The sequence below is a fragment of the Acidiferrobacterales bacterium genome (assembly GCA_028820695.1).
In the GTDB taxonomy this organism is placed as follows: Bacteria; Pseudomonadota; Gammaproteobacteria; order Arenicellales; family JAJDZL01; genus JAJDZL01.
Window position 1 is genome coordinate 15,141 of record JAPPIB010000054.1, and the last position, 22,117, is coordinate 37,257.

Below are 22,117 nucleotides of genomic sequence, written 5' to 3' on the forward strand. Positions count from 1 at the left end.
TGATCTCATTCCGGGAGGTTGGAGTTCAACGTCGAAGCTGAATTTGTGATGAACCAAGGTCTCAGCTGAATTTGCTGAAAACGACTGTTCCGTTTGTTCCTCCAAAACCGAATGAATTGGAGAGCGCGGTATTGATTTCCATTTCCCGCGCACCATCTGGAATGTAGTCCAGATCACATTCGGGATCTGGATCGTCAAGGTTGATTGTCGGCGGCGCCACCTGATGATGAATGGCGAGAACGGAGAACACCGCCTCAACGCCACCAGCTGCGCCAAGCAGGTGACCGACCATCGACTTGGACGAGCTCATCGCCAACTTGTATGCATGTTTCCCGAACAGTTCCTTGACGGCAATGGTCTCTGCGATATCGCCCAAGGGAGTTGAGGTTCCATGCGCGTTGATGTAGTCAACCTCATCGACATTCACTCCGCCATTGCGCAACGCATTCATCATACACCGTTTGGCACCATGTCCATCCGGTGACGGACTGGTCATGTGGTGGGCATCGCCGCTCAATCCGAATCCGGTGAGTTCCGCGTAGATTCTGGCACCTCTTTTTCTCGCAAACTCCAATTCTTCCAGAACCACGACTCCGGCGCCCTCGCCCATTACAAAACCATCACGTCCCAGATCCCAGGGGCGACTCGCCGCCTGCGGATCGTCATTTCGTCTGCTCAATGCCTTGGCACTGGCAAATCCGCCAACAGAAGTCGGTGTCAACGCGGCCTCGGTTCCACCTGCAACCATAGCGTCGGCGTCCCCAAAACTGATCAGACGTGCGGCATCGCCGATTGCATGCGTTCCGGTCGAACATGCGGTGGTTACCGCCAGGTTCGGCCCTCGAAACCCATACCGGATGGAAAGATTTCCTGCCGCCATGTTGATAATGGACATTGGAATGTAGAAGGGGGAGATACGACGAACCCCCCTTTCTTGGGTTTTCAGGGTGGTGGCTTCGATCGTGGTAACACCGCCAATCCCTGCACCGATATAGACACCGATCCTGTCGGCATTTTCCTCGGTAACCTCCAGATCAGCGTCCCTGACAGCCTCATTGCTCGCCACCATGCTGAACTGAATGAATCTGTCCATGTGACGGGCATCCTTTCCCGGCAAGTGATCCGAGGCAATGAAGTCCTTGACCTCACCCGCTATCCTGACCGGAAAATCGCTGGCGTCAAATAAAGATAGATTGCCGATACCACTGTTCCCAGCGGTAACGTTTCCCCAGTTTTCCTCAACGCCAAGGCCGATTGGTGAAATGATGCCCAGCCCTGTGACTACAACGCGACGACGATTCATCATCAGCCATTCAATACGCGTTTATGAAAGATAGGATTTCCAGTTGACGAAAATCAGCAGGTTCTGTCGGGTACGATGTCGGTTAGGATGCGTTTTCGATGTAATCTATTGCCTCGCCGACCGTGGTGATGGTCTCAGCGACTTCATCAGCGATTTCAAGATCAAACTCCTCCTCAAGCGCCATCACCAATTCAACGGTATCCAGCGAGTCCGCAGCAAGATCATTGATGAAAGAAGTATCCCGGGTGATTTCCGGTGTAGGGTCCTGGTCACTGCACAATTGATCGATCACAAGCTGAACGACTCGATCCTCAATTGCTCCCGCTCCATTGTCACTCATATGTTTATGTCCTCCGATGTGGAATGAAAATAACGCTCTAATGTTATCACTAAAACCGAATTATATTGACCGCGGATTCAAGTTTGCATGACCGGACGAATCTAATGCCTGGTCATCCCGCCGTCAACGCATAAGGTCGTCCCGGTAATATATGAACTCGCCGGTGAGGCGAGAAATGCGACTGCTTCTGCAATTTCCTGCACAGTTCCCATCCGTCCGGCCGGGACTTGCGCGAGCAGATGATCTTTTACTTTCTGGTCCAGTTCCGCGGTCATGTCGGTCTCAATGAAGCCCGGAGCAATCACGTTTACCGTTATATTCCTCGAAGCAGTCTCCATCGCGAGCGATTTGGAGAATCCTGACAACCCCGCCTTTGCGGCCGAGTAATGTGCCTGGCCGATGTTTCCCACCATGCCGACGACCGAGGAGACATTGATGATGCGACCCTCGCGTTTTTTGACCATGCCGCGAATGAATGTTCGGCACAGTCGGTAGACCGAATTGAGATTGGTATCGATCACGTCGTCCCATTCGGCGTCCTTTATCCGCATCAGGAGGTTGTTTCGGGATATTCCGGCGTTGTTCACCAGCACCGTTACGGCTCCGTAGTTTTTTTCGATGAACTGGGCGGTCGCATTGATGCTTTCCATATTCGTCACATCAAGTCTGACACCTTCACCTGCGGCGTTGGCATTTCTGAGATATTTCGTGATGGACTCGGCACCGCTGTCTGTGGTACCGGTACCGATCACAGTACCGCCCATCATGGCAAGTTTTTCAGACACGGCTCGACCGATGCCCCGTGTTGCGCCGGTGACGAGACAGATTCTATTTTCCAAAATACCAGAACTCATCTTCTCAATATGTCAGATAGGCGGCACCCCAGGTAAATCCGCCACCGAACCCCTCGATCAGAACCCGGTCACCGGGTTTGATTCGACCGTCGCGCACCGCGACGTCGAATGCAAGTGGAATGGAGGCAGCGGAGGTGTTGCCGTGCTGATCAACGGTCACTATGACCTTGTCCATCGATATGCCCAGACGCTTGGCGGTCGCCGTGATGATGCGCATATTGGCCTGATGCGGAATCATCCAATCAACACTGTCAACATGGGCCCCGTTGGCTTCAAGGGCTTCTTCAGCGACTTTTTCCATGCATTTCACTGCAATCCTGAACACCTCGCCGCCCTGCATCTGGGTGAATGCACTGCCGTTGACCACCTTGTTGAAATTCTTCGATACGCCAACCGGTACGCTGAGCAGATCCTTGTACTGACCATCCGCATGCAGATGGGTGGAATGGATTCCGGGCGTGTCAGATGCCTCAACAATTATTGCGCCGGCACCGTCACCGAAAAGTACACATGTTGACCGGTCGTTCCAGTCAATGATTCTCGAAAATGTCTCCGCACCGATCACGAGCGCTCTGGTGGCGCTTTCCGTCCGAACGAATTTCTCAGCGATGTCGAGCGCATACATGAACCCGGCACAGACCGCCTGAACATCAAATGCGGGGAACCCCTTGATCCCGAGCCGATCCTGCAACAGACAGGCGCTGCTGGGGAAGACCTGGTCCGCGGTCGTTGTAGCCATGACAATCAAATCAATGCTGTCAGCATCCAGGTCGGCAGCCTCCAATGCTGCGAGCGCAGCTTTTTCGGCAAGATCACAGGTTGATTCACTCTCATCGGCAATATGTCTGTTCTCAATACCGGTTCGCGACATGATCCATTCATGACTGGTATCGACCATCTTTTCCAGGTCGTAATTGGACATGCGATGTGCCGGCAGATAACTCCCGGTCGAGATGACTCTGGCGTACGTCATGGCGACACCTCGGCAGCGGCACTGATCTGCTGATTGATTTGCGACGGAACGTCGTTCGAGATTTCAATCAGTGCCTTTCGCAATGCATATGAAAATGCCAGTTGATCGGCACCTCCATGACTCTTGATTACGGTACCCTGAAGTCCGATCAATGCTGCACCGTTATAGACTCTGGGATCAATCCTCGCCTTTACGCCTTTCATGACCGGTGTTGCAACCAGACCGGAAATCCTCCTCAGCAGATTTTTCTGAAATTCGGTTCGCAGCGCATGCTGGATGAACTTTGAAACACCCTCACTTGCCTTCAGCGCGACGTTGCCGGCGAATCCATCACAAACTATCACGTCAACATTACCCTCGAATATCGCGTCACCTTCCACGAACCCCTGATAATTCAAGTCACTCGATTGAAAAAGTTCAGCCGCTTGCTTGATGATCTGATTTCCCTTTATGTTCTCCACCCCGATGTTCAACAATGCAACACGGGGGTTGTCAATCTGTTCGGTGCATTTGACGAATGTTGACCCCATTATGCCAAATTGAAGCAGGTCTCGGGATGAACAATCCACATTGGCGCCCAAGTCGAGCAGGTTGACGTGTCCGTTCACGGTCGGGATGGAGGAAATTATCGCCGGTCGGTGAATGCCAGGAAACGTCCGCAGGACGAAGTGCGAAATGGCCATTAGTGCGCCTGTATTGCCTGCACTGACACAAGCGTTGGCCGTTCCGTCTTTGACCAGGTCGATGGCGACTCGCAGTGATGAGTTCTTTTTCTTGCGCAGTGCGTGTACAGGAGGCTCGTCCATTTCCACGACTTCCGAGGTATGGCACACCTCTATGCGTGATGCACTGCTCGCGCGTGCTTTCTTGAGGTGCCGATGGATCTCATCCTGGTCGCCGGTCAGCACAAACTTCAGTTGTGAGGCGCCCTCCAGGACAGAAAGTGCTGCGGGCACCGTTACTTCGGGCCCGAAATCACCTCCCATCGCGTCAATGGCAATGGAGTGCACCATGAATATCAGGTGGATTGGGTTGAGCTGGACGCATCGCGCTGTGGTTCACAATACGCGGTGACTCGCGGTCAGGACTCGTCTTCGTCCTCACGCACAACTTCGGGAACTACACGCCGCCCTCGATAGAATCCATCACCGGATACGTGATGACGTCGATGCAGTTCTCCTGTTTCGGGTTCAATCGAAAGAGTTGGCGAACTGAGCGAATCATGGGATCTTCGCATGTTGCGCCGGGATTTGGACTTTTTTCTTTGCTGTACAGCCACGTCACCGCCTCACGGTCAAGGTGTCAAACTTGGAATTTGGTTTCAATTAAAATAATCGGGAGCCGACTACTGTCTTGCATTCGGCGACAGAAGTTGATCGACATTTCGGTCAAGGCACGATACAAACTGCCGTAACAGCAAAATTTTACTAAATTTTCCGGAACCTGATGAGAGTTCCGATGAAATTCAGACCCATGTCGGGTATTGATCAGTTGGAAGCTGATTAGTATCTGTAAGGACTTTTCCGTGATTTCCAAAGATAAAAGACTGCGACTTGTATTGGCATCTTCATCTGCGGCGAGACACGCGGTCCTGTCCAAGCTCAAACTGGATTTTGAGACTCTGGCCCCGTCAATTGATGAGACCCGGCTTGCGCAAGAGCCCCCTGTCGATCTGGTGAAACGGCTGTCATGGCAGAAAGCCAAATCGGTTTCAGATCGATTTGACCGTCATCTGATTATCGGTTCTGATCAGGTTGCGGTCGTCGATGGCGAAGTTACAGGCAAGCCGGCGGACCGTGATGATGCGATCCGGCAACTGAAAAGAGCGTCAGGCCGAAACGTGACACTCTATACCGGCCTTGCACTTTTCAACTCCGAGTCAGATCGCCTGCAGGTCGACGTATTGCCCTATCGAGTGCGATTTCGTGAATTGACAGAATCGATGATTCTTCACTACATCGACAAGGACCAGCCTTTTGACTGCGGAGGAAGTTTGCGATCAGAGGGACTGGGTGTCGCACTCCTTGAGGAGTTCGACGGCAATGACCCGAACATCCTGCTGGGATTGCCCCTGATCCGCCTGATCGATATGCTTGCGGTCGAACACGTGCACCCGCTCTGAATCCGGGTGCCATTCAAGCCATCACCTGTCTTCGACCAAGGTATGGCAATCGTCATCAATCATGACTAAACCATCGGATTCAACGACCTGAATGGGCTCCAATGAAGCGCCGAAGCATGGCCCGCTGACGCACTCACCGCTATCAGGCTCAAACAGGGCGCCGTGATTGGAACAGACGATGTAGTCTGCGGAAAGATCGAAGAACTCGCCTTCCTCATAATCCATCGAAAGAAACAGGTGGGGGCAGCGATTCAGATAGCTGTAGACCTTGCCTCGGTACCGAAGAACAAAAGTCTCAAGTGTTTCGCCGTCGCGGTCTACGACGAATCTGTATCCCGTGCCTTCCGATTCAAGTCTTGACGAGTCGCAGATGACCCGATTGCATTTTTCGACCTTGGTCATGTTGATCTGCAGGATTGTTTCAGGTTGTCCAGCACATCAATCAGTTCCTGGGGCAGTTTACACTCAAGAGAGATTGATTCACCGTTAGCCGGGTGGCTGAAGGTGAGGCTGTATGCATGGAGGAACAACCGGTTCAACCCATAGTTGCGCATTTCTGTGTTGAACTGCCGAATGCCGTATGTCTGATCTCCTGCGATCGGATGCCCTGCCGTTACGGCATGTCGCCGGGCCTGGTGAGTTTTTCCGGTATGAAGGGTGATGTCGACCAAACTGCATGCGGCGAACCTTTCAGTCGGTCGAAACGTGCTGAAGGTCAACTTCCTCGCCGTCTTTCCCGACTTCAAACGGGATGCGGAATCGAGATCAGAAGTTTTGATTTCCCTCTCGCCGCCACGCCAGATTCCCTTTACCAGCGCAAGATATTTTTTGGTTATCGCATGGTCCTCATGGCCATCGCGTCTCAACATCGAGTGCAGCTCGCGCAAGACCCGCTTGTTTTTTGCCAGCAGGAGAATTCCGGATGTGTGCTTGTCGAGGCGATGAACCAATTCGACATATTCCAGGTCGGGGCGCTCCACTCGCATTGCCTCGATGAGTCCAAGTCGATGGTTGGTACCGGAGTGGACGGCAATGCCTGCGGCCTTGTCGACAGCGATCAGGCTCTCGTCCTCGAAAATGATCTGATGAATCGCCCTTTTCAGGTTCGGATTCACGTTCGTCGGAATCGTTCTGTCGGCGATTCGAACCGGTGGAATCCTGACACGGTCGCCAGCTTTCAGCCGATGGTGGACTTTCGCACGCTTGCTGTTCACCCTTACCTGTCCGGTCCGAATGAGAGAATATACGTGGCTGCGCGGCACGCCGGGCAGCTCGGTGATCATGAAGTTGTCGAGTCGACGGTCTTCACAGTCCAGCGTGACTTCCACAGTCGTAGCACCTCGAGATTTTGCAGTCTGTTCGGAATTCAAGGGAATCAGAGTTGTAGTTGCACAGGGTGTCTCCATGCGAATTGCCAACAATCCACATCGAATTCACACTATTCAGTATAATATGTTTTGTTATCCGGCCGAACAGTCGGGCGGATGTAGAGTTTCCCGTAGATTGGCGGTTCGAGCGGGCAGCAACAGACTTGCTGCAGATGCCGAAGAATTCAGCCGAACAGAATCCAGTCTCACATAGCCGGGAACACCCGAAAATTACGGAATTTCGTGCCATAAATGTGAATTTTGGCACCTCAACATAAATTTAACTGCATCACTCAAGAGATATCATGTTCGAGATGGCATATCCCTTTCATTCCGATCATACAGGACCGATACCGGACTTATCAGTCGGTTTCGTTGTGATGCAATTCGGAGAATCAGATAATGAAACGAATGTTGTTCAACGCAACCCACTCAGAAGAGCTTCGGGTTGCCATCGTCGAGGGTCAGACGCTTGTTGATCTGGATATTGAATTTGCCAATAACGAAAACAAAAGAGGTAATATCTATAAGGGAATAGTAACGAAAGTTGAACCAAGTCTTGAAGCCGTTTTTGTAGATTACGGCACCAAACGACAAGGTTTTCTCTCCTTGAAAGACATATCAAGGAGTTACTTTTCCAGCCGCTCTTCGCCCTCCGTCTCGGCAGGGCAACAAGTCCGCATACAGGATGTCATCAGTGTCGGTGACAGCATGATCGTTCAGGTCGAGAAAAATGAAAGAGGTACCAAAGGCGCCGCCCTGACAACCTTTATCAGTCTCGCCGGTCGCTATCTTGTACTGTTGCCCAATAACCCGCGAGGCGGCGGAATATCACGGCAGATTGAAGGTGGGGATCGATATGAGCTGAAGGAAATCATGTCGCAACTCGAGGTGCCGGAGGAACACTCTGTTATCGCACGGACAGCCGGAATCGGACAGACGCTTGAGAACTTCCAGGCAGACCTTGGGATTTTGCTCAATCTATGGAAAATCATCGAGTCGACTGCCGATTCAAAGAAAGCGGCATTTCCAATCTATCAGGAGAGCAGCCTCGTTGCCCGTGCCTTACGCGATTATCTGCGCGAGGATATCGATCAGATCCTGATTGACGATGAGGACCTGTACGAGGAGACCCGCAAGTTTGTCAATGAGGTATTGCCTTCGGCAAAAGTGCAGGTTCAGCACTACACCGACACGGTTCCGCTGTTTTCACGCTACCAGGTTGAACATCAGATCAAGGATGCCTTTGAACGAAACGTGAAACTCCCAAACGGCGGTGTGATTGTCATCGAACAGACTGAGGCGTTGGTCACAATTGATGTCAACTCAGCGAGGTCTACCAAGGGAGCCGATATCGAAGAGACTGCGTTGCAGACGAATCTTGAGGCAGTGGATCAGATTGCCAAGCAACTTCGGGTGCGCGATGTTGGCGGACTCATCGTGATCGACCTGATCGACATGGTCAACAAAAGAAACCGAAGGACTGTGGAAAAGCGATTCAATGAGGCGGTTGAATCTGATCGCGCCCGCACTCGAATTGGCAGGATCTCCAGTTTCGGCCTGCTGGAGATGTCCAGACAGCGCTTGCGTTCCTCAATTGAGGAGTCCAGTCACGATGTATGTCCCCGCTGCAAGGGACATGGATTCATCCGCAGCGCCACTTCCAGTGCCCTGAGCATCCTTCGGATCATCGAAGAAGAGGCGCTTAAGGAAAGTACCGAACTGATTCACGCACATCTGCCGGTCGAGGCCGCAACATTTCTGGTGAATGAGAAGCGCCATGAGCTGAACATGATCGAATCGAGAATGGGTACGAGAATCGTGATTGTTCCGACAAGCTCGATGCTGACGCCGGATCATCAGCTCGTCAAGTTCACTTCTGCCGAGCTGGAAGACAAGGAGGCTTCGATCAGCTACACATTGCAGTTGCCCAACCGTGCCCCCGAGGTCTACAACTTCCTCCGAGCCGGCAGCAACGAAAAACCTGCCGCGGTCCAACAGTCCGACGTGCTCGGCATATCCGACAAGAGCAAGACCTCAGGTCCACTGCTCAAGCGGGTTGTGAAGAGTCTGTTCGGGCCCGGACGGAATGATGCGGCTCCAGCCGGTCCATCGAAAGTCGACGAGCCCCCGTCCAAGGGCAAATCGCCAGCGAAAAGGACTGCGAAAGGCTCATCAACTACCAGGAGACCAAGAAGGAAGCCTCAGGGCGGTGAGCGAACGGCAACACAGGGGCGACGAAATACAACGTCCAAACCGAAACGTTCACGAACAAGACCTTCGGGCAACTCCATTCATTACGAGCAGAGCAAGTCTGGGCAAGGCAACTCGACGGAGCGTGCGAAATCAGCTGGCGGCCATTCCAATAACCGGGGAAACAGAAAACCGCGTTCGCAAAGATCAAGGAGTCGGGAGGTTCAGCACAGTCATGACGATGCCACATAGACCTTGTGGCATCCGATCAATTGTTCGGCTTCCAGGCACTCAAGAATTGCTGAAACAGACCAGCATCCGATTCGGATAACCAGTTCCTGACAAGCTGCAGTTCGTTTTCGTAGCGCTGCTCAGTGTAGATGCCTCGAATCAGTTCGAATCTGAGATAGACAAGGAATGTAGTCAGCGCGTCGATCTCGCAGTAATCCCTGATCCCCTGGAGATCTCCCTCGAGATAGGCATCAAAAACGTTGCTGCCCCCTACCCCGAGTTTCCCTGGCAGTCCGATCAGCTTGCAGATGTCGCCCAAAGGCGCACATGCTCTTGGCTGATATCGCGAAAGGATATCCATCAGGTCAACGTGGCGGTTATGGTAGCGACTTTGGTAATTGCTCCATTTGAAGTCGCTGTTGAATTTGCCGGTATCCCAGTAAGTGACACTGGGGATGGAGTGAATCATTGCCCGATACTGCAGCACAGGCAAATCAAAGCCGTTACCGTTCCACGAAATGAGCGTGGGCGACTTTTCGACGATATTGAAAAACTTCTGGACGATCTCCTTTTCGTCGGATTCAATATCTCCGAGTGTTCGGACTCCGAATTGATCCTTGCCCCATCGAGCGGCTAACGAAATCGCGACGACCCGATGTTGGTGCAATGGGAGAAAATCCGCATTCGCTACCTTTTCCCGCCGGGCGGCGAGCATTGCCTTGGCAGTTTCCTTGTCGTCAATTCCATCCAGGTCGAACAGTTTCCGGCCCCCTTCAAGGTCCGGAATCGTTTCGATATCGAAAGCAATCAGCATCAGAGCATCCGAATTTTCAAACTACGATTTTACGATCAGCGATATGAGCGCGGTCATGCGGGTTGTCAGTCAGAGCCGACTCCAGAACTGGACTATGGTCTACAGAACGCGAATCTCTCTTGAGGTATGCACACGATACCACAACCGCCGGGTTGGGTTGGGTTGAAAATCCCCTGCTGCCGACAGATGTGCGCGCGATTGCGTTTTGTTATTGACTTAGCTGCTGGACAATCAGCTGCGGCTTTTTTCTTCCTCTGAACTCGTTCACTTCCAACCGATAGATCATTGTGTACGTGGACAGGTCCGGCGGCTGGTGATGAGTTTGAAAGTATCTGAAGAAAATCGCATCAACTGTCTTGGAGTGTTTCAATGACCGGACAGTCATTTTCAAGTGTATTTCCTTAACCACGGCATATTGAACGATCTCAAACCGCCCATCAAACAATGGAGTCTCAAATGCCTGACCCCATGGACCGCCATTGCGAATTGCCTCAGCCGTGTCGAGGTCGAGCGATTCGATTTCGCCGTCAGTCAGAATTCGATCTTCCGCCGGTTGGTGTTCCTGATATCGGGCAATGACGTCTTCAAAGCGATCACTGAATTCCTCGAACGACTCTTCAGCAATCGTCAGACCAGCGGCCATGGCATGGCCACCGAACTGAACAACAAGCTGTGGATTCAGATTCGAAACGTCTGCGATTGCATCGCGAATATTGACATTCCAGACGGATCGCCCGGAGCCTCGCAGGTTGCCGTCATTATCGGGTGCGAATACGATTGTCGGCCGACCGGTATGCTCGCGAACACGAGACGCAATCAGGCCGACAATTCCAGAGTGCCAGTCTTGGTTCACCAGACAATTCGAATACTTGCTCACGTCCAGATTGTTCTCTAGCCGCTCGACCTGGCTCATTGCCTGAGTTGCCATTTTGTGTTCCTGATCGCGTCGGCGCTGATTGAAGTTCTCGATTTTCTCCAGCAGTCCGAACACTTCAGAACGGTCATTGCTGGTGAGACACTTGACTCCGTATCTGATGTCGTCAAGTCGGCCAGCAGCGTTTAGTCTCGGACCTGCTGAGAACGCCAGATCTTCAGAGCTGATCTTGCCGATTGTTCGACGATCAGATTCAAGCAATCCCCGGATGCCGACACGACAGTTTTCGGAATTGATTCGCCTCAATCCCTGTGCGACCAGAATCCGATTGTTTCTGTCCAGTGGCACGACGTCTGCTATGGTGCCGAGAGCGACCAGGTCCAGATAGTCAGCCATAACCGGCACCTTGATTCCCTCATCAGCAAACCAGTTGGCTTCGGCCAGGCGGGTTTTCAGTGTTGAGAGCACGTAAAAGATTACGCCGACACCGGCGAGATTCTTACTTTCAAACTGATCTTTCGGCAACCGCGGATTGACGATCGCGTCAGCTTCGGGCAAACTATCGCCAGGCAGGTGATGGTCAGTGACAACTACGGTAATCCCATATTCCTTCGCCAGCTTGACTCCGGCGATACTGGAAATGCCATTGTCAACGGTGATCAGCACGTCCGGCTGTGTTGTCGACAGATAATTGACAAACTTTTCCGAAAGTCCATATCCGAATCGCACGCGATCCGGGCATGCATAACTGACGCATCTGGCACCGAATGCTTTCAATGCCAAGTAGGCCAGTGCGCAGCTTGTCGCGCCATCGGCATCGTAGTCTCCGGCAATCAGGATTAGCGCATCCGCCTGGACCGCATCAAAAATAATCTGGACTGCATCGTCCAGATTTGCGAGTCCCGCAGGATGGAGTAAGTTGGTCAGAGAATAATCCAGTTCTTTCGGGTCCTTTACACCCCGATTTCTGTATACCCTGTCCAATACGGGATGAATTCCCTCTAGCGGTGTTTCACGAACCGGAACTCTTTCAACAACTTTCTTTTTCGACGCTGAGTTTGGTGCAGACATGAAAATCGGATCAGGCCAGGCTTTCGATTCTGATTCTGGTAATGGACTCTCGCACCGATTCCAATGACTCCAACTGTGCGATTGCACGCAGCATGTTTGACTCCACGGTTTCCTGGGTGATGATCACGACCGGAAGAACGTCCTCATGAGCACCGGTTCCTTTCTGTAGAATCGACTCAATACTGATTCCCTGATCACCAAGAATCCTGGTCACTTCAGCGAGCACGCCTGCCTGATTGTCGACAGTCAGGCGCAGATAGTTTGCTGTTGAGAAGTCATCAATGGACAGCATCGGCAACGGCGTGATGGAATTGGGTTGGAATGCGAGATGCGGAACACGATTCTCCGGGTCACTGGTCATCACACGGACCACATCGACAAGATCAGCAACCACTGCGGAAGCGGTCGGCTCAGCCCCTGCTCCAGCTCCGTAAAACAAAGTTCTGCCAACCGCGTCACCAGTGACCAGGATTGCATTCATGACCCCATTGACATTGGCAATCAGTCGACGATTGGAGACAAGTGCAGGATGAACTCTGGTTTCCACGCCATTCTCACCTCGTTTTGCAATTGCCAATGGCTTGATGCTGAATCCAAGCTCATCCGCGTAAGCGATATCGTCGTAGGTGATGGACTCAATTCCGATCCGGTGTACATCACGAATCTCCTGCAAGGGTACACCGAAAGCGATGGATGCCAGTATGATCAGCTTGTGAACTGCATCGATTCCGGAAACGTCAAAAGTCGGGTCTGCTTCCGCATAACCCAGTCTCTGAGCATCATCAAGCATTTCATTGAAAGAACAGTGTTTTTCCTTCATTCCTGTCAGGATATAGTTACTCGTTCCATTGATGATTCCAATCAGTGATTCAATCCGATTGCCGGCAAGACCTTCCCGAATTGCCTTGATGATCGAGATCCCGCCTCCGACAGCAGCTTCGAATGCAATGACGAGTGATTGATTCTGTGCTGTCTGGAACAGTTCCTTTCCTCGCACCGCGAGCAATTCCTTGTTCGCCGTGACGACATGCTTGCCATTGCGCAGTGCCTGGGTAACGTAGTCGTGTGCCGGCTCTACACCACCGATCAGCTCAACGACAATGTCGATGTCCGCAGACTCCAATATTCGACCCGGGTCGTCGGTCAACGCCACTGTGTCCACAATGGGGTCTCTTGATTTGTTGAGATCATTGACCGCGCACATGGCAACTTCTATTTCGCGTCCGGCGCGACGTGATATTTCCTGTGAATTGCGTCGGAGGACAGTCAGCGTACCGCATCCGACAGTGCCCAAACCGATTATTCCAATTTTGACTGGTTTCATCGAAGTTAAATCAAATCGTGAATATTTGGAAAAGATAGATTCATGAAACTGCTATATTTGTTGCTCCAACCAGCTCTCACAACCTGTTATGGAACTTAGCAGATCAGACTTACCCGGGGCTAACCTGATCAAACAATACACATCCGGCGAGTTTCTTGTAAACGGTGTATTGTATACACAGAGCATCATTGTGACGGCTGATAATGTCCTGACCGACTGGGCACCAAGGACTGTCAGTGAACTGGATGTCCCGGATTTCGAAAGATTTGCCAGATTCGATGCGGAAATCGTCATTCTCGGGACCGGGCGGGAACTTGTTTTCCCTGATCTGAAATTGCTGCAGCCTCTCATTGATCAACGATGCGGCTATGAAATCATGAATTCCCGAGCCGCATGCAACACTTTCAATATTCTGATCGGAGATGATCGGAAAGTCATTGCCGCCTTACTGTCAGGATAAAGACCGGATCCATTCAGGGGAATGGCTATGGTCGCAGCCGCGGCGTATGACGGTCGGTATTCCCATATTGGCCGGCAGATCAGACGAACTTCCGAGAAGCAGTCACTGCATCGAGTGAGAATCGCAGTTCGCGTGGATTTATCGGACTGCGCGTGAAATGAGTTGCGTGGTCGGAACTGCGCGAAACTCAGCGTGCGGCATCAACCCTTGGGCAGATAATGCGTCGGGTCGACAGGTGTACCATTCTTTCTTATCTCAAAATGGAGTTTGACTCTATCTGCGTCAGTACTCCCCATTTCCGCTATTTTCTGACCCTGGGCAACGGTTTCGCCCTCCTTGACGATTACCCGCGAGTTATGTGCATAGACGCTGAGGAACTGTGGCGAGTGCTTGACGATGATAATTCTGCCGTAACCGATCAGTCCGGTGCCGGAGTAGACCACTTTCCCATCAGCGCTTGCCTTGACCGGAGCACCGCTGTCCCCCGCAATCTGAATCCCATTTTGTCGGGTTGACTTGGAGAAACTGCTGATAATGTCACCCTGGGCTGGCCAAATCCATTCAGACGGACCTGACGTCACGGTCGGTACGGTTTTTGGAGGCGAAGCGTGTTTGCTGCTTGTACTCTCGGTCGTTGATACCGGCTGCGGCGGAGGATCTTCAACGGCTTGTTGATACCCTGAGAACTCTTTGCCCTCTGGCGGATAGAGCTTGATCTCCTGACCTGGATAGATCGTCTGTTCAGGATCGGCCATGCCGTTCCAATCCGCCACGTCGCGATAATCATATCCAGCAGCAAAGGAAATCGAATACAGGTTGTCGCCTGCCTGTACAATCGAAGTTCTGCCCGTATAGGTTGTATCGGCCGCGGACTGCGTGACCTGGATGTTCATGTTGATTATGGGCGTGCTCCCATCGTTCTTCACGGACCCGCAACCACTTGCGACGAGCGCGGCGCCGGTCAGAAGAAACAACCCCAGTTTATTGTAGTGTCCAGTAAACAATTAAGATCACAACCAATACTGTCAAAACCCACCCTATCGGAGTGGCATATCTTCTCATTATGCTATGAACCGCATCACCAGCCCAATAGCAGATCAACGATACAGCGAAGAATCTAGCGCCGCGACCGATGACAGAACCAATGACAAACGGAAGGATTGCCATCGCAAAGACTCCTGACGCTATTGTAAACACTTTGTAAGGAATCGGAAGAAAACCCGAAATCAGCACCATCCAGATTCCATACTCTTCATACCAGGTGCCCAAGACTTGAAAGTATTCTTCCAAGCCATAGAGTTCCATCAACCATAATCCGACAGAATCGTAAAGAAAAATACCGATCAGATAACCTGCGAGACCTCCGAGAACCGAACTGATTGTAGTCAGCGCAGCGAAATACCATGCTCTCGACTTTTGTGCCAATACCATTGGAATCAGCAAAAAATCCGGAGGTATGGGCAAGATCACAGCTTCCGTGAAACTCAGCCCACCGAGATAGGCTGGGGCATGTCGGCTGGAAGCCAATTCGAGCGACCGGTCGTAAATTCGCTGCGAAAACTTCAACTTCAATCAACCTTGAACTTCATTTGCTGCCTAACTGCGTATCTGGGTTCCCGGTACCTGATTTGGAAAATAATCCACACACTCGCCTACCCGGCGGACGTCTGCAGTTGCGCAATGCAACCCGCCCCCAAATGCATAGGCGTATCTGAAAGGGATCGGTATCACCTCGAACCCCAACGAATCCAATTGTTCCGCCTGATTGACTTCTGAGTCTTCTACGCAGACCGTCTTGTGATCCAGTATCAGGACATTCATTGACAACCAGACGCTGGAGTAGCAAAGCGCAGGCGGCTTGTCGTGCGCCGGTAACGCAGCATCAACAATTTCCCAGTCATTGGCCTCGAATATTTTCCGTTGATCCTCAGGCAGTTTGCGAACCGGATTGTTGATGATCAGTCCGGGCCGCAATGGAACAAACGTTGCATCAATATGAATCGGGTTCGGGTCATCAGGAAAATTGATACAGTGAACTCTGTGATCGGGGAAATGTCGCTGAAGCCATTGTGCCGCCTTTCGGTTGGTGGTGACACCATGTTGACAGAACAAGTCCTTGCCGAGACGCAACACATCCGCCGCATCAAACAGTGGCTCGTGTTCAGTGGTGACAAAATCCAACCGCCGAGTCTTGTCCAAGAGCACATCGTATGTTGCATCCTGAAAGTAATCCGTCTGGTATGCTTCATCAGTGAGTCTCGGGCGAGGTGCCTGCTCCCACTTGAACAACGGGTCCTCATCGAAGTAACGTAGCATCAGTGGGTGATATGCAAGATATTCAAAGTACCTGCATCTCATCATCATGGCCGCGCTGAGAATCTCTCGTCCCACTGTCAGCAGAACATCTCGGGGCGGCATACAGCCAAAAAGTGTTCTTGTTGAGAAATCCGGCGTGTGGGCTGTCTGATTCCATTGGAGCGGGGTTGGACGGTCTACCCGAATCCCCCGAGAACTGAGAACATGTGCAAAATAGTCCAGCTCTTGTGCAGCTTTTTCGACCGTATCGAGCGGCCTGGGACCCCAAATGCCCCACATATCACTGTTCTTGTCGATTTTTGCTTCCAGGGCTGGTTCCCATGCTGGAATACAGGTGTTCTCAGCCCTGCCGACGATAATGTGTTTCAGCGGATCAAAGTCATTCCAGGAGGAGACTACTGTTTTGGTCATCAAAGGATCCCTTGTTCAAGGCAGATATAGGAAAAATCTCCAGTTTCATTTGAATGGTCGGGGCGAGAGGATTTGAACCTCCGGCCTCTTGCGCCCCATGCAAGTGCGCTACCAGGCTGCGCTACGCCCCGAATCAGTGATTGGTTGACTCGGTAGTCAGTATGTCGACCACCGTTTCAAGTTGTGCGATTGTCTGATTGATCTGATCTGCATGAGCGTAGGGATTTTCCGTATTATCCTGATTATCCTGTTTCAACTGATTTTTTGCTCCTTCGATCGTATAGCCCTTATCGTAAAGCAGGTCCATGATCTTTTGGATCAGCTGAATCTCACGTCTGGAATAATAACGTCGTTTGCCTCGTCGACGGACTGGTTCGAGATCGGGAAACATCTGTTCCCAATAACGCAGCACATGTGTTTCGACCGAGCAAAGCTTGCTCACCTCTCCGATCGTAAAGTAATGCTTGTTAGGTATGGGTTGGATTTGAGGCATGGACGAAATGCGTCATTATCAAATGCAAACCTGATACTATTCGCCGGAATCGGTGGGAAATGAGTAATTTGCGACACGTCGTCGTAGATTGTTGCTCGCTCTGAATGTGACAACCCAGCGTTCTGTAATGGTGACTGCATCCTTGGTCCTTGGATTGCGACCGGGTCTCGGAAACTTATGGCGTATCCCATAACTTCCAAATCCGGAAAGTTTCACTTCCTCGTGTCTTTCCAGTGTGGCGCGAATCTGCTCGAAGAAATTCTCGACAAATTCTTTGGATTCTCGTTGATTCAATCCAAGATGCTCGTGGATTTCCGCAACCAGATCCGATTTTACAATTACACTATCTCCCATCTGATCATTCCGCCTGTTCTCTTAACTGTGCACCGAACTTCGCATTCAATGTACTCAGGATCGACTTTAAACTGGCATTGACTTCGTTGTCAGTCAATGTCTGCTCGTGAGATCGAAATGTCAATCGATATGCGACGCTCTTGGAATTTGTATCAATGCCTTGTCCACAATATACATCAAAAAGCGTGATGTTTTCCAGATACGGCTGATCGCATCTGTCGATTTCATCTGAAATATCTGCAACTGGAATGTCGGCGCCCACCACGATCGAAATATCCCGCACCAAGGGTGGAAAGCGAGAAATCGAACTATACTGATTCAGACGCCTGTGTCCGATCACATCAAGTTCAAGTTCAAATACAAAAACTTTATCTTCTTCGTTGATTTCATTAAATATATCTGGATGAATTTGTCCTATGGAACCACATTTTCGCTGATTGTGGTAGATGCTGGCACTGCATCCCGGGTGGAGACCTTCGTTCGGTTGCGCCCTGATTTCGAATTGATCCGTCTTTCCTGTCAGGTCCAAGATTGAAAACAGGTCGCCCTTGATATCGAAAAAGTCAATCATGCGCTCGTCCAAGCCCCACTGCTGAGGATTCGCCATTCCATAACAAAGACCGCCGATCATATCGACTTCCTGATCAGGCAGAAACACCCGGCCGACTTCATATAGGCGGATACGGTCCTTGTTTCGACGGTAGTTTTCCAAAAATGCGCCCAATAGCCCCGGCCAAAGACTGGTTCGCATTGCTGACATGTTTTCAGACAGCGGATTTGCCAGTAACTTCGCACGGTATTCCGGTTTGAACTTACCTTGGAGATCAGGATCAACGAAACTATAGGTGATCGCTTCGAAGTAGCCCTGACCATGCATCGTTTCCCTGATGGACTGCTCGGTTATGGTTGTTTCACGTACACTGCCCGACGTGTGTATCCCGACATGCATCGTGCTTGGAATCTGGTCATAGCCGTATATCCTGGCAACTTCCTCAATCTGATCATGTTCCAATTCCAAATCAAATCTATAGTCGGGCGGTACAACTTCCCAGCTATTGTCCAGCGTTGTCACGCGATCGTTGACAGATCGCAGGATCGATTCGATTCGTTCTTCGGGAATCGTCACACCGAGAATGCGTTCGATTCGGGACTTGCGTACCGTGCAGGACTGCTTTTTGGGAACATATTGTTTGCTGGTCACTTCCTGAAGGGGCCCTGCAACACCACCTGTAACTTCCAGTATCAATTGTGTTGCACGCTGCATTGCCTCCGCCTGCTGCAGCGGATGAACACCTCGCTCAAATCGATGTGAGGCATCGGTATGTTTGCCGAATCGAGATACCGAGCGTCGAACTGCGAGTGGAGAAAAGAATGCCGCCTCTAGGAAAACATTCCTGGTTTCGGGACGAATACCACTCGATTCACCTCCCATTACACCTGCCAGGCCGTTCGGTCCGTCTCGGTCGGCAATGAGCAATATCCCATCACCCAGATCAATTTCATCTCCATCGAGAAGCGTGAGTCTTTCCCCTGCTTTGGAACGTCGGACGATGATTCCCGAAGAGTCGAAAATATCAGTATCGAACGCATGCATCGGCTGACCCAGTTCCATCATGACATAGTTTGTGATGTCAACAATCGGATGGATGCAGCGCAAGCCGATGCGCTCCAGCCGAGTTGCCATCCAGTCCGGTGTTCTGGCTTCGGAATTGATATTCTCGATCACTCGTCCGCAATAATTGGGGCAGTCTTCCGGGTCGAGCACGGTGACCGGGATTGAGGTTGAGGTTTGTGCTGCAACGGACTGAACTGGCGTCGATTCGAGCTGCTGATTGGCAATGATCGCGACTTCCCTGGCGACACCCCGGATACTCAGGCAATCCGCTCGGTTCGGGGTCAGTTCGATATCCATAATGGTGTCCGGCAAATTCAGGTACCGGTTCAATGAGCAACCGACTGGAGCGGTTGAATCCAGTTCCATCAACGTATCGAACATTGTCCCCAGTCCGAGTTCACCGGCTGAACAGAGCATTCCAGATGATGTCTCGCCATGAATGGACCGTGAATCAATTACGATCTCCCCGACTTTGCTTCCCACCGGAGCGATCGGGTATTTCGCACCCTCTTTCACAACCGGCGCGCCGCAGACAACCTGAATCTCGCGGTCTCCTCCGGCATCCACCATGCACACTGCAAGGTGATTGCGGGTTGGATGCGGTCTGATTGCATGAACTGATCCGACGACCACCCGGTCATCACAGTCCGTTACCGAGGTGACTGTGCCCACTTCGAGTCCAGCCATTGTCAGCCGGCCCGATAATTCCGCATTGCTCAGATTGAAGTCAACCCATTTCCCGAGCCAGTTGGTGGAGACGATCATCGACTACGGATCTCCATCTGACTTATTGGAACTGGCCCAGCATTTCCAGATCATTTTTGAAAAAGAACCGAAGGTCATCGACACCGTATCGGAGCATGGTGAATCGCTCCACGCCCAATCCGAACGCGTATCCCGCATAGCGTTCGGCATCAATTTCAACATTTGAGTATAAGGCCGGATGCACCATGCCACAGCCGAGCACCTCCAGCCAGCCACTTTTCTTGCAGACATTGCATCCATCGCTTTCACAAAATACACAACTGATATCGACTTCTGCGGAAGGTTCTGTAAACGGAAAGTAGGATGGACGAAAACGCAGTTTCAGGTTCTGTTCGAAGAATTCCTGAACGAAGAATTCCAATATGCCCTTGAGGTCTGCGAATGTTGTTGATTCGTCTACTACCAGTCCTTCAAGCTGATGGAACATGGGTGTGTGAGTGATATCCGAATCACAGCGATATACCCGGCCGGGTGCTACGACCCGAATCGGCGGGCTATTGTTCTCCATATACCGTATCTGAACCGGAGATGTGTGGGTACGCAACAGCAGGTCGTCATGAAAGTAAAACGTATCCTGCATCGCGCGGGCTGGATGTTCCGCAGGGATGTTCAAAGCCTCGAAGTTATGGTAGTCGTCCTCGATTTCAGGACCGACCGCGATGTCGAACCCGGCTCTGGAGAAAATTTCTTGCATCCGGAACATTGTCCTGGAGAGCGGGTGCGGACCGCCGGTCGCGTTTCTTCGCCCTGGCAAGGTGACATCAATCTTTTCGCTGGCGAGGCGCGCAAGTCTGATTTGCTTGCGCAGATGTTCGCGTTTATCTTCGAGACTCGACTGCAGCTGGTTTCTTGCGTCCGACAGTTTCTTTCCGGCAGCAGGTCTGTCCTCATCGGGAAGTTTACCGATGGATTTGATCAACGTTGTGATCCGTCCTTTCTTCCCGAAGTATTCGACCCGAAGCGCTTCAAGCGCTTCAAGCGAATCGGCTGACTGGATTTTGGTTTTCGCCTCAGCTACAACAGTATCCAGCTGTGAATATGCCTCCATTTCCGGCATCGCCCAGATACGTTAGCGAGCAATCAGGTGCTGATGTGTGGGTTGTGTGGGTTGGACAGATAGAGCTGCGAATACGTTTTAAGCGCTGCTTAACTCAACCTTCGCCTTCTCAGCGAGTCTGGAAAAGGTCTCGCTGTCATGGACAGCGATGGAAGCGAGGGATTTGCGATCGAGCTCGATGCTGGCCAGTGACAACCCTCGCATGAAACTGCTGTAGTTCATGCCACATTCGCGAGCGGCTGCGTTGATGCGCATGATCCAAAGAGATCTGAAATCCCTTTTCTTGCGTCGACGATCGCGATATGCATATTGTCCGGCCTTGATAACAGCCTGCTTGGCAACGCGAAACACATTCTTTCGGGCTCCTCGATAGCCTTTCGCCTGTTTCAATACTTTCTTGTGCCGCGCTCTTGCGGTCACACTGCGTTTTACCCTTGGCATTGCAAATTCCTCGTCTACGCGTAAGGCAACATTTTCTGAACTTTCGACGTATCGGCCGAATGCACGAGCGTACTCTTGCGCAAGCCGCGCTTACGTTTGGTTGACTTCTTGGTAAAGATATGGGAAGCGTGGGAGTGACCACGCTTGAATTTTCCGGTTGCAGTGCGCTTGAAGCGCTTCGCTGCCCCCTTGTTCGTTTTCATTTTAGGCATTGAAAAATCCTAAATAAGTTTATTCCATCAGGTTCTCACAGGCGCCAGTAACATAATCATCTGTCGCCCTTCCAATACAGGCTCCTGCTCAACAACTGCCAGTTCCGCCAAGTCGTTTTTCACACGCTCAAGCATTTCAAGTCCCAACTTCGGATGTGTGACTTCCCGCCCGCGAAACCTCATCGTCACGCGAGTCTTGTTGCCCTCTTCCAGAAACTTTCTCAAGCGGTTCAGTTTGACATCGTAGTCACCAATATCCGTACCTGGACGGAATTTGATTTCCTTGACAACAATCTGTTTCTGTTTTCGTCTCGCATCGTGTTGTTTCTTGCTTGTCAGATATCTAAATTTTCCATAGTCCATGACCCGACACACGGGTGGATTGGAAGTAGGTGAGATTTCAACAAGATCAAGGTCCGCTTCCAGTGCGTAGCTTTTTGCTTCGGCCAGAGGTACCACTCCGATCTGCTTGCCATCCTCACTGACCAATCGAACCGTTGTCGCTTCGATCTGCGAATTGATGCGGT

The 22,117-nt window shown here is 51.4% G+C and carries 23 protein-coding genes, 1 tRNA gene and 1 pseudogene; 3 read left to right on the top strand and 22 right to left on the bottom strand.

Going from position 1 to position 22,117, the window contains the following annotated elements; translation table 11 throughout:
* Positions 1-61: 61 nt before the first annotated feature.
* The 6 genes from fabF to rpmF form a co-directional block, all read right to left on the bottom strand.
* Entirely contained in the window at positions 62-1,306 is a 1,245-nt protein-coding gene (gene fabF / locus OXI60_10485; GenBank protein MDE0310241.1) for a beta-ketoacyl-ACP synthase II, read from the bottom strand.
* Between the two features lie 79 nt (positions 1,307-1,385).
* Positions 1,386-1,643, bottom strand: coding sequence for an acyl carrier protein (gene acpP, locus OXI60_10490; protein ID MDE0310242.1), 258 nt, complete (start codon positions 1,641-1,643; stop codon positions 1,386-1,388).
* Between the two features lie 101 nt (positions 1,644-1,744).
* The gene (gene fabG / locus OXI60_10495) at positions 1,745-2,497 is read right to left on the bottom strand and encodes a 3-oxoacyl-ACP reductase FabG (GenBank protein ID MDE0310243.1); all 753 of its coding nucleotides are present in this window, start codon (positions 2,495-2,497) and stop codon (positions 1,745-1,747) included.
* Between the two features lie 4 nt (positions 2,498-2,501).
* A complete protein-coding gene (locus tag OXI60_10500) occupies positions 2,502-3,470 on the bottom strand; it encodes a ketoacyl-ACP synthase III (protein MDE0310244.1) in 969 nt (322 codons plus the stop codon).
* Positions 3,467-4,483, bottom strand: a complete 1,017-nt coding sequence (gene plsX / locus OXI60_10505; GenBank protein MDE0310245.1) for a phosphate acyltransferase PlsX — start codon at positions 4,481-4,483, stop codon at positions 3,467-3,469. The genes OXI60_10500 and plsX overlap by 4 nt, the downstream gene beginning before the upstream one ends.
* Before the next feature lie 68 nt (positions 4,484-4,551).
* Positions 4,552-4,749: a 50S ribosomal protein L32 gene (gene rpmF / locus OXI60_10510; GenBank protein ID MDE0310246.1), complete on the bottom strand. Its 198-nt coding sequence runs from the start codon at positions 4,747-4,749 to the stop codon at positions 4,552-4,554.
* Between the two features lie 246 nt (positions 4,750-4,995).
* Here rpmF and OXI60_10515 point away from each other — a divergent pair, with 246 nt between their 5' ends.
* The gene (locus OXI60_10515; protein ID MDE0310247.1) at positions 4,996-5,592 is read left to right on the top strand and encodes a Maf family protein; all 597 of its coding nucleotides are present in this window, start codon (positions 4,996-4,998) and stop codon (positions 5,590-5,592) included.
* 21 nt (positions 5,593-5,613) lie between these two features.
* Here OXI60_10515 and OXI60_10520 read toward each other — a convergent pair whose 3' ends face one another.
* Together OXI60_10520 and OXI60_10525 are read right to left on the bottom strand one after the other, a co-directional pair.
* The gene (locus OXI60_10520) at positions 5,614-5,994 is read right to left on the bottom strand and encodes a Rieske 2Fe-2S domain-containing protein (GenBank protein ID MDE0310248.1); all 381 of its coding nucleotides are present in this window, start codon (positions 5,992-5,994) and stop codon (positions 5,614-5,616) included.
* Positions 5,991-6,998, bottom strand: coding sequence for an RluA family pseudouridine synthase (locus OXI60_10525; protein ID MDE0310249.1), 1,008 nt, complete (start codon positions 6,996-6,998; stop codon positions 5,991-5,993). Before OXI60_10525 ends, OXI60_10520 begins: the two co-directional genes overlap by 4 nt.
* Positions 6,999-7,361: 363 nt before the next feature.
* Here OXI60_10525 and OXI60_10530 point away from each other — a divergent pair, with 363 nt between their 5' ends.
* Positions 7,362-9,404, top strand: coding sequence for an Rne/Rng family ribonuclease (locus tag OXI60_10530; protein MDE0310250.1), 2,043 nt, complete (start codon positions 7,362-7,364; stop codon positions 9,402-9,404).
* A 16-nt stretch (positions 9,405-9,420) separates the two neighbouring features.
* Here the strand turns inward: OXI60_10530 and OXI60_10535 are convergent, their stop codons facing one another.
* The 3 genes from OXI60_10535 to OXI60_10545 form a co-directional block, all read right to left on the bottom strand.
* Positions 9,421-10,197, bottom strand: a complete 777-nt coding sequence (locus OXI60_10535; GenBank protein ID MDE0310251.1) for a 3'-5' exonuclease — start codon at positions 10,195-10,197, stop codon at positions 9,421-9,423.
* A 208-nt stretch (positions 10,198-10,405) separates the two neighbouring features.
* A complete protein-coding gene (recJ, locus tag OXI60_10540) occupies positions 10,406-12,142 on the bottom strand; it encodes a single-stranded-DNA-specific exonuclease RecJ (protein MDE0310252.1) in 1,737 nt (578 codons plus the stop codon).
* A gap of 10 nt (positions 12,143-12,152) precedes the next feature.
* Entirely contained in the window at positions 12,153-13,466 is a 1,314-nt protein-coding gene (locus OXI60_10545; GenBank protein ID MDE0310253.1) for a homoserine dehydrogenase, read from the bottom strand.
* An 88-nt stretch (positions 13,467-13,554) separates the two neighbouring features.
* Here OXI60_10545 and OXI60_10550 point away from each other — a divergent pair, with 88 nt between their 5' ends.
* A complete protein-coding gene (locus OXI60_10550) occupies positions 13,555-13,926 on the top strand; it encodes an MTH938/NDUFAF3 family protein (protein MDE0310254.1) in 372 nt (123 codons plus the stop codon).
* Between the two features lie 200 nt (positions 13,927-14,126).
* On the opposite strand, the gene OXI60_10555 is transcribed toward OXI60_10550, so the two are convergent.
* The 11 genes and pseudogenes from OXI60_10555 to infC all read right to left on the bottom strand — a co-directional run bounded on the left by OXI60_10555 (position 14,127) and on the right by infC (position 22,115).
* Positions 14,127-14,930 (bottom strand): peptidoglycan DD-metalloendopeptidase family protein, encoded by an 804-nt coding sequence (locus OXI60_10555; protein ID MDE0310255.1) that lies wholly within the window; start codon positions 14,928-14,930, stop codon positions 14,127-14,129.
* Entirely contained in the window at positions 14,908-15,498 is a 591-nt protein-coding gene (locus OXI60_10560; protein MDE0310256.1) for a DedA family protein, read from the bottom strand. Before OXI60_10560 ends, OXI60_10555 begins: the two co-directional genes overlap by 23 nt.
* A gap of 24 nt (positions 15,499-15,522) precedes the next feature.
* The gene (locus tag OXI60_10565) at positions 15,523-16,653 is read right to left on the bottom strand and encodes a serine/threonine protein kinase (GenBank protein ID MDE0310257.1); all 1,131 of its coding nucleotides are present in this window, start codon (positions 16,651-16,653) and stop codon (positions 15,523-15,525) included.
* Positions 16,654-16,707: 54 nt separating this feature from the next.
* Positions 16,708-16,784: transfer RNA gene (locus tag OXI60_10570), tRNA-Pro, on the bottom strand.
* Positions 16,785-16,786: 2 nt separating this feature from the next.
* Positions 16,787-17,146 (bottom strand): MerR family transcriptional regulator, encoded by a 360-nt coding sequence (locus OXI60_10575; protein ID MDE0310258.1) that lies wholly within the window; start codon positions 17,144-17,146, stop codon positions 16,787-16,789.
* Positions 17,147-17,182: 36 nt separating this feature from the next.
* Positions 17,183-17,500, bottom strand: a complete 318-nt coding sequence (locus tag OXI60_10580) for an integration host factor subunit alpha (protein ID MDE0310259.1) — start codon at positions 17,498-17,500, stop codon at positions 17,183-17,185.
* A 4-nt stretch (positions 17,501-17,504) separates the two neighbouring features.
* Positions 17,505-19,880, bottom strand: coding sequence for a phenylalanine--tRNA ligase subunit beta (gene pheT, locus OXI60_10585; GenBank protein MDE0310260.1), 2,376 nt, complete (start codon positions 19,878-19,880; stop codon positions 17,505-17,507).
* A gap of 22 nt (positions 19,881-19,902) precedes the next feature.
* Positions 19,903-20,928 carry a phenylalanine--tRNA ligase subunit alpha gene (gene pheS, locus OXI60_10590; protein ID MDE0310261.1) on the bottom strand — a complete coding sequence of 342 codons (1,026 nt, stop codon included), beginning with the start codon at positions 20,926-20,928 and terminating at the stop codon, positions 19,903-19,905.
* 87 nt (positions 20,929-21,015) lie between these two features.
* Complete coding sequence (rplT, locus tag OXI60_10595; protein ID MDE0310262.1) at positions 21,016-21,378, bottom strand: 50S ribosomal protein L20; 363 nt, start codon at positions 21,376-21,378, stop codon at positions 21,016-21,018.
* 14 nt (positions 21,379-21,392) lie between these two features.
* Positions 21,393-21,590 (bottom strand): 50S ribosomal protein L35, encoded by a 198-nt coding sequence (gene rpmI / locus OXI60_10600; GenBank protein ID MDE0310263.1) that lies wholly within the window; start codon positions 21,588-21,590, stop codon positions 21,393-21,395.
* Between the two features lie 27 nt (positions 21,591-21,617).
* Positions 21,618-22,115: pseudogene (infC, locus tag OXI60_10605) on the bottom strand (translation initiation factor IF-3).
* Positions 22,116-22,117: the final 2 nt, after the last annotated feature.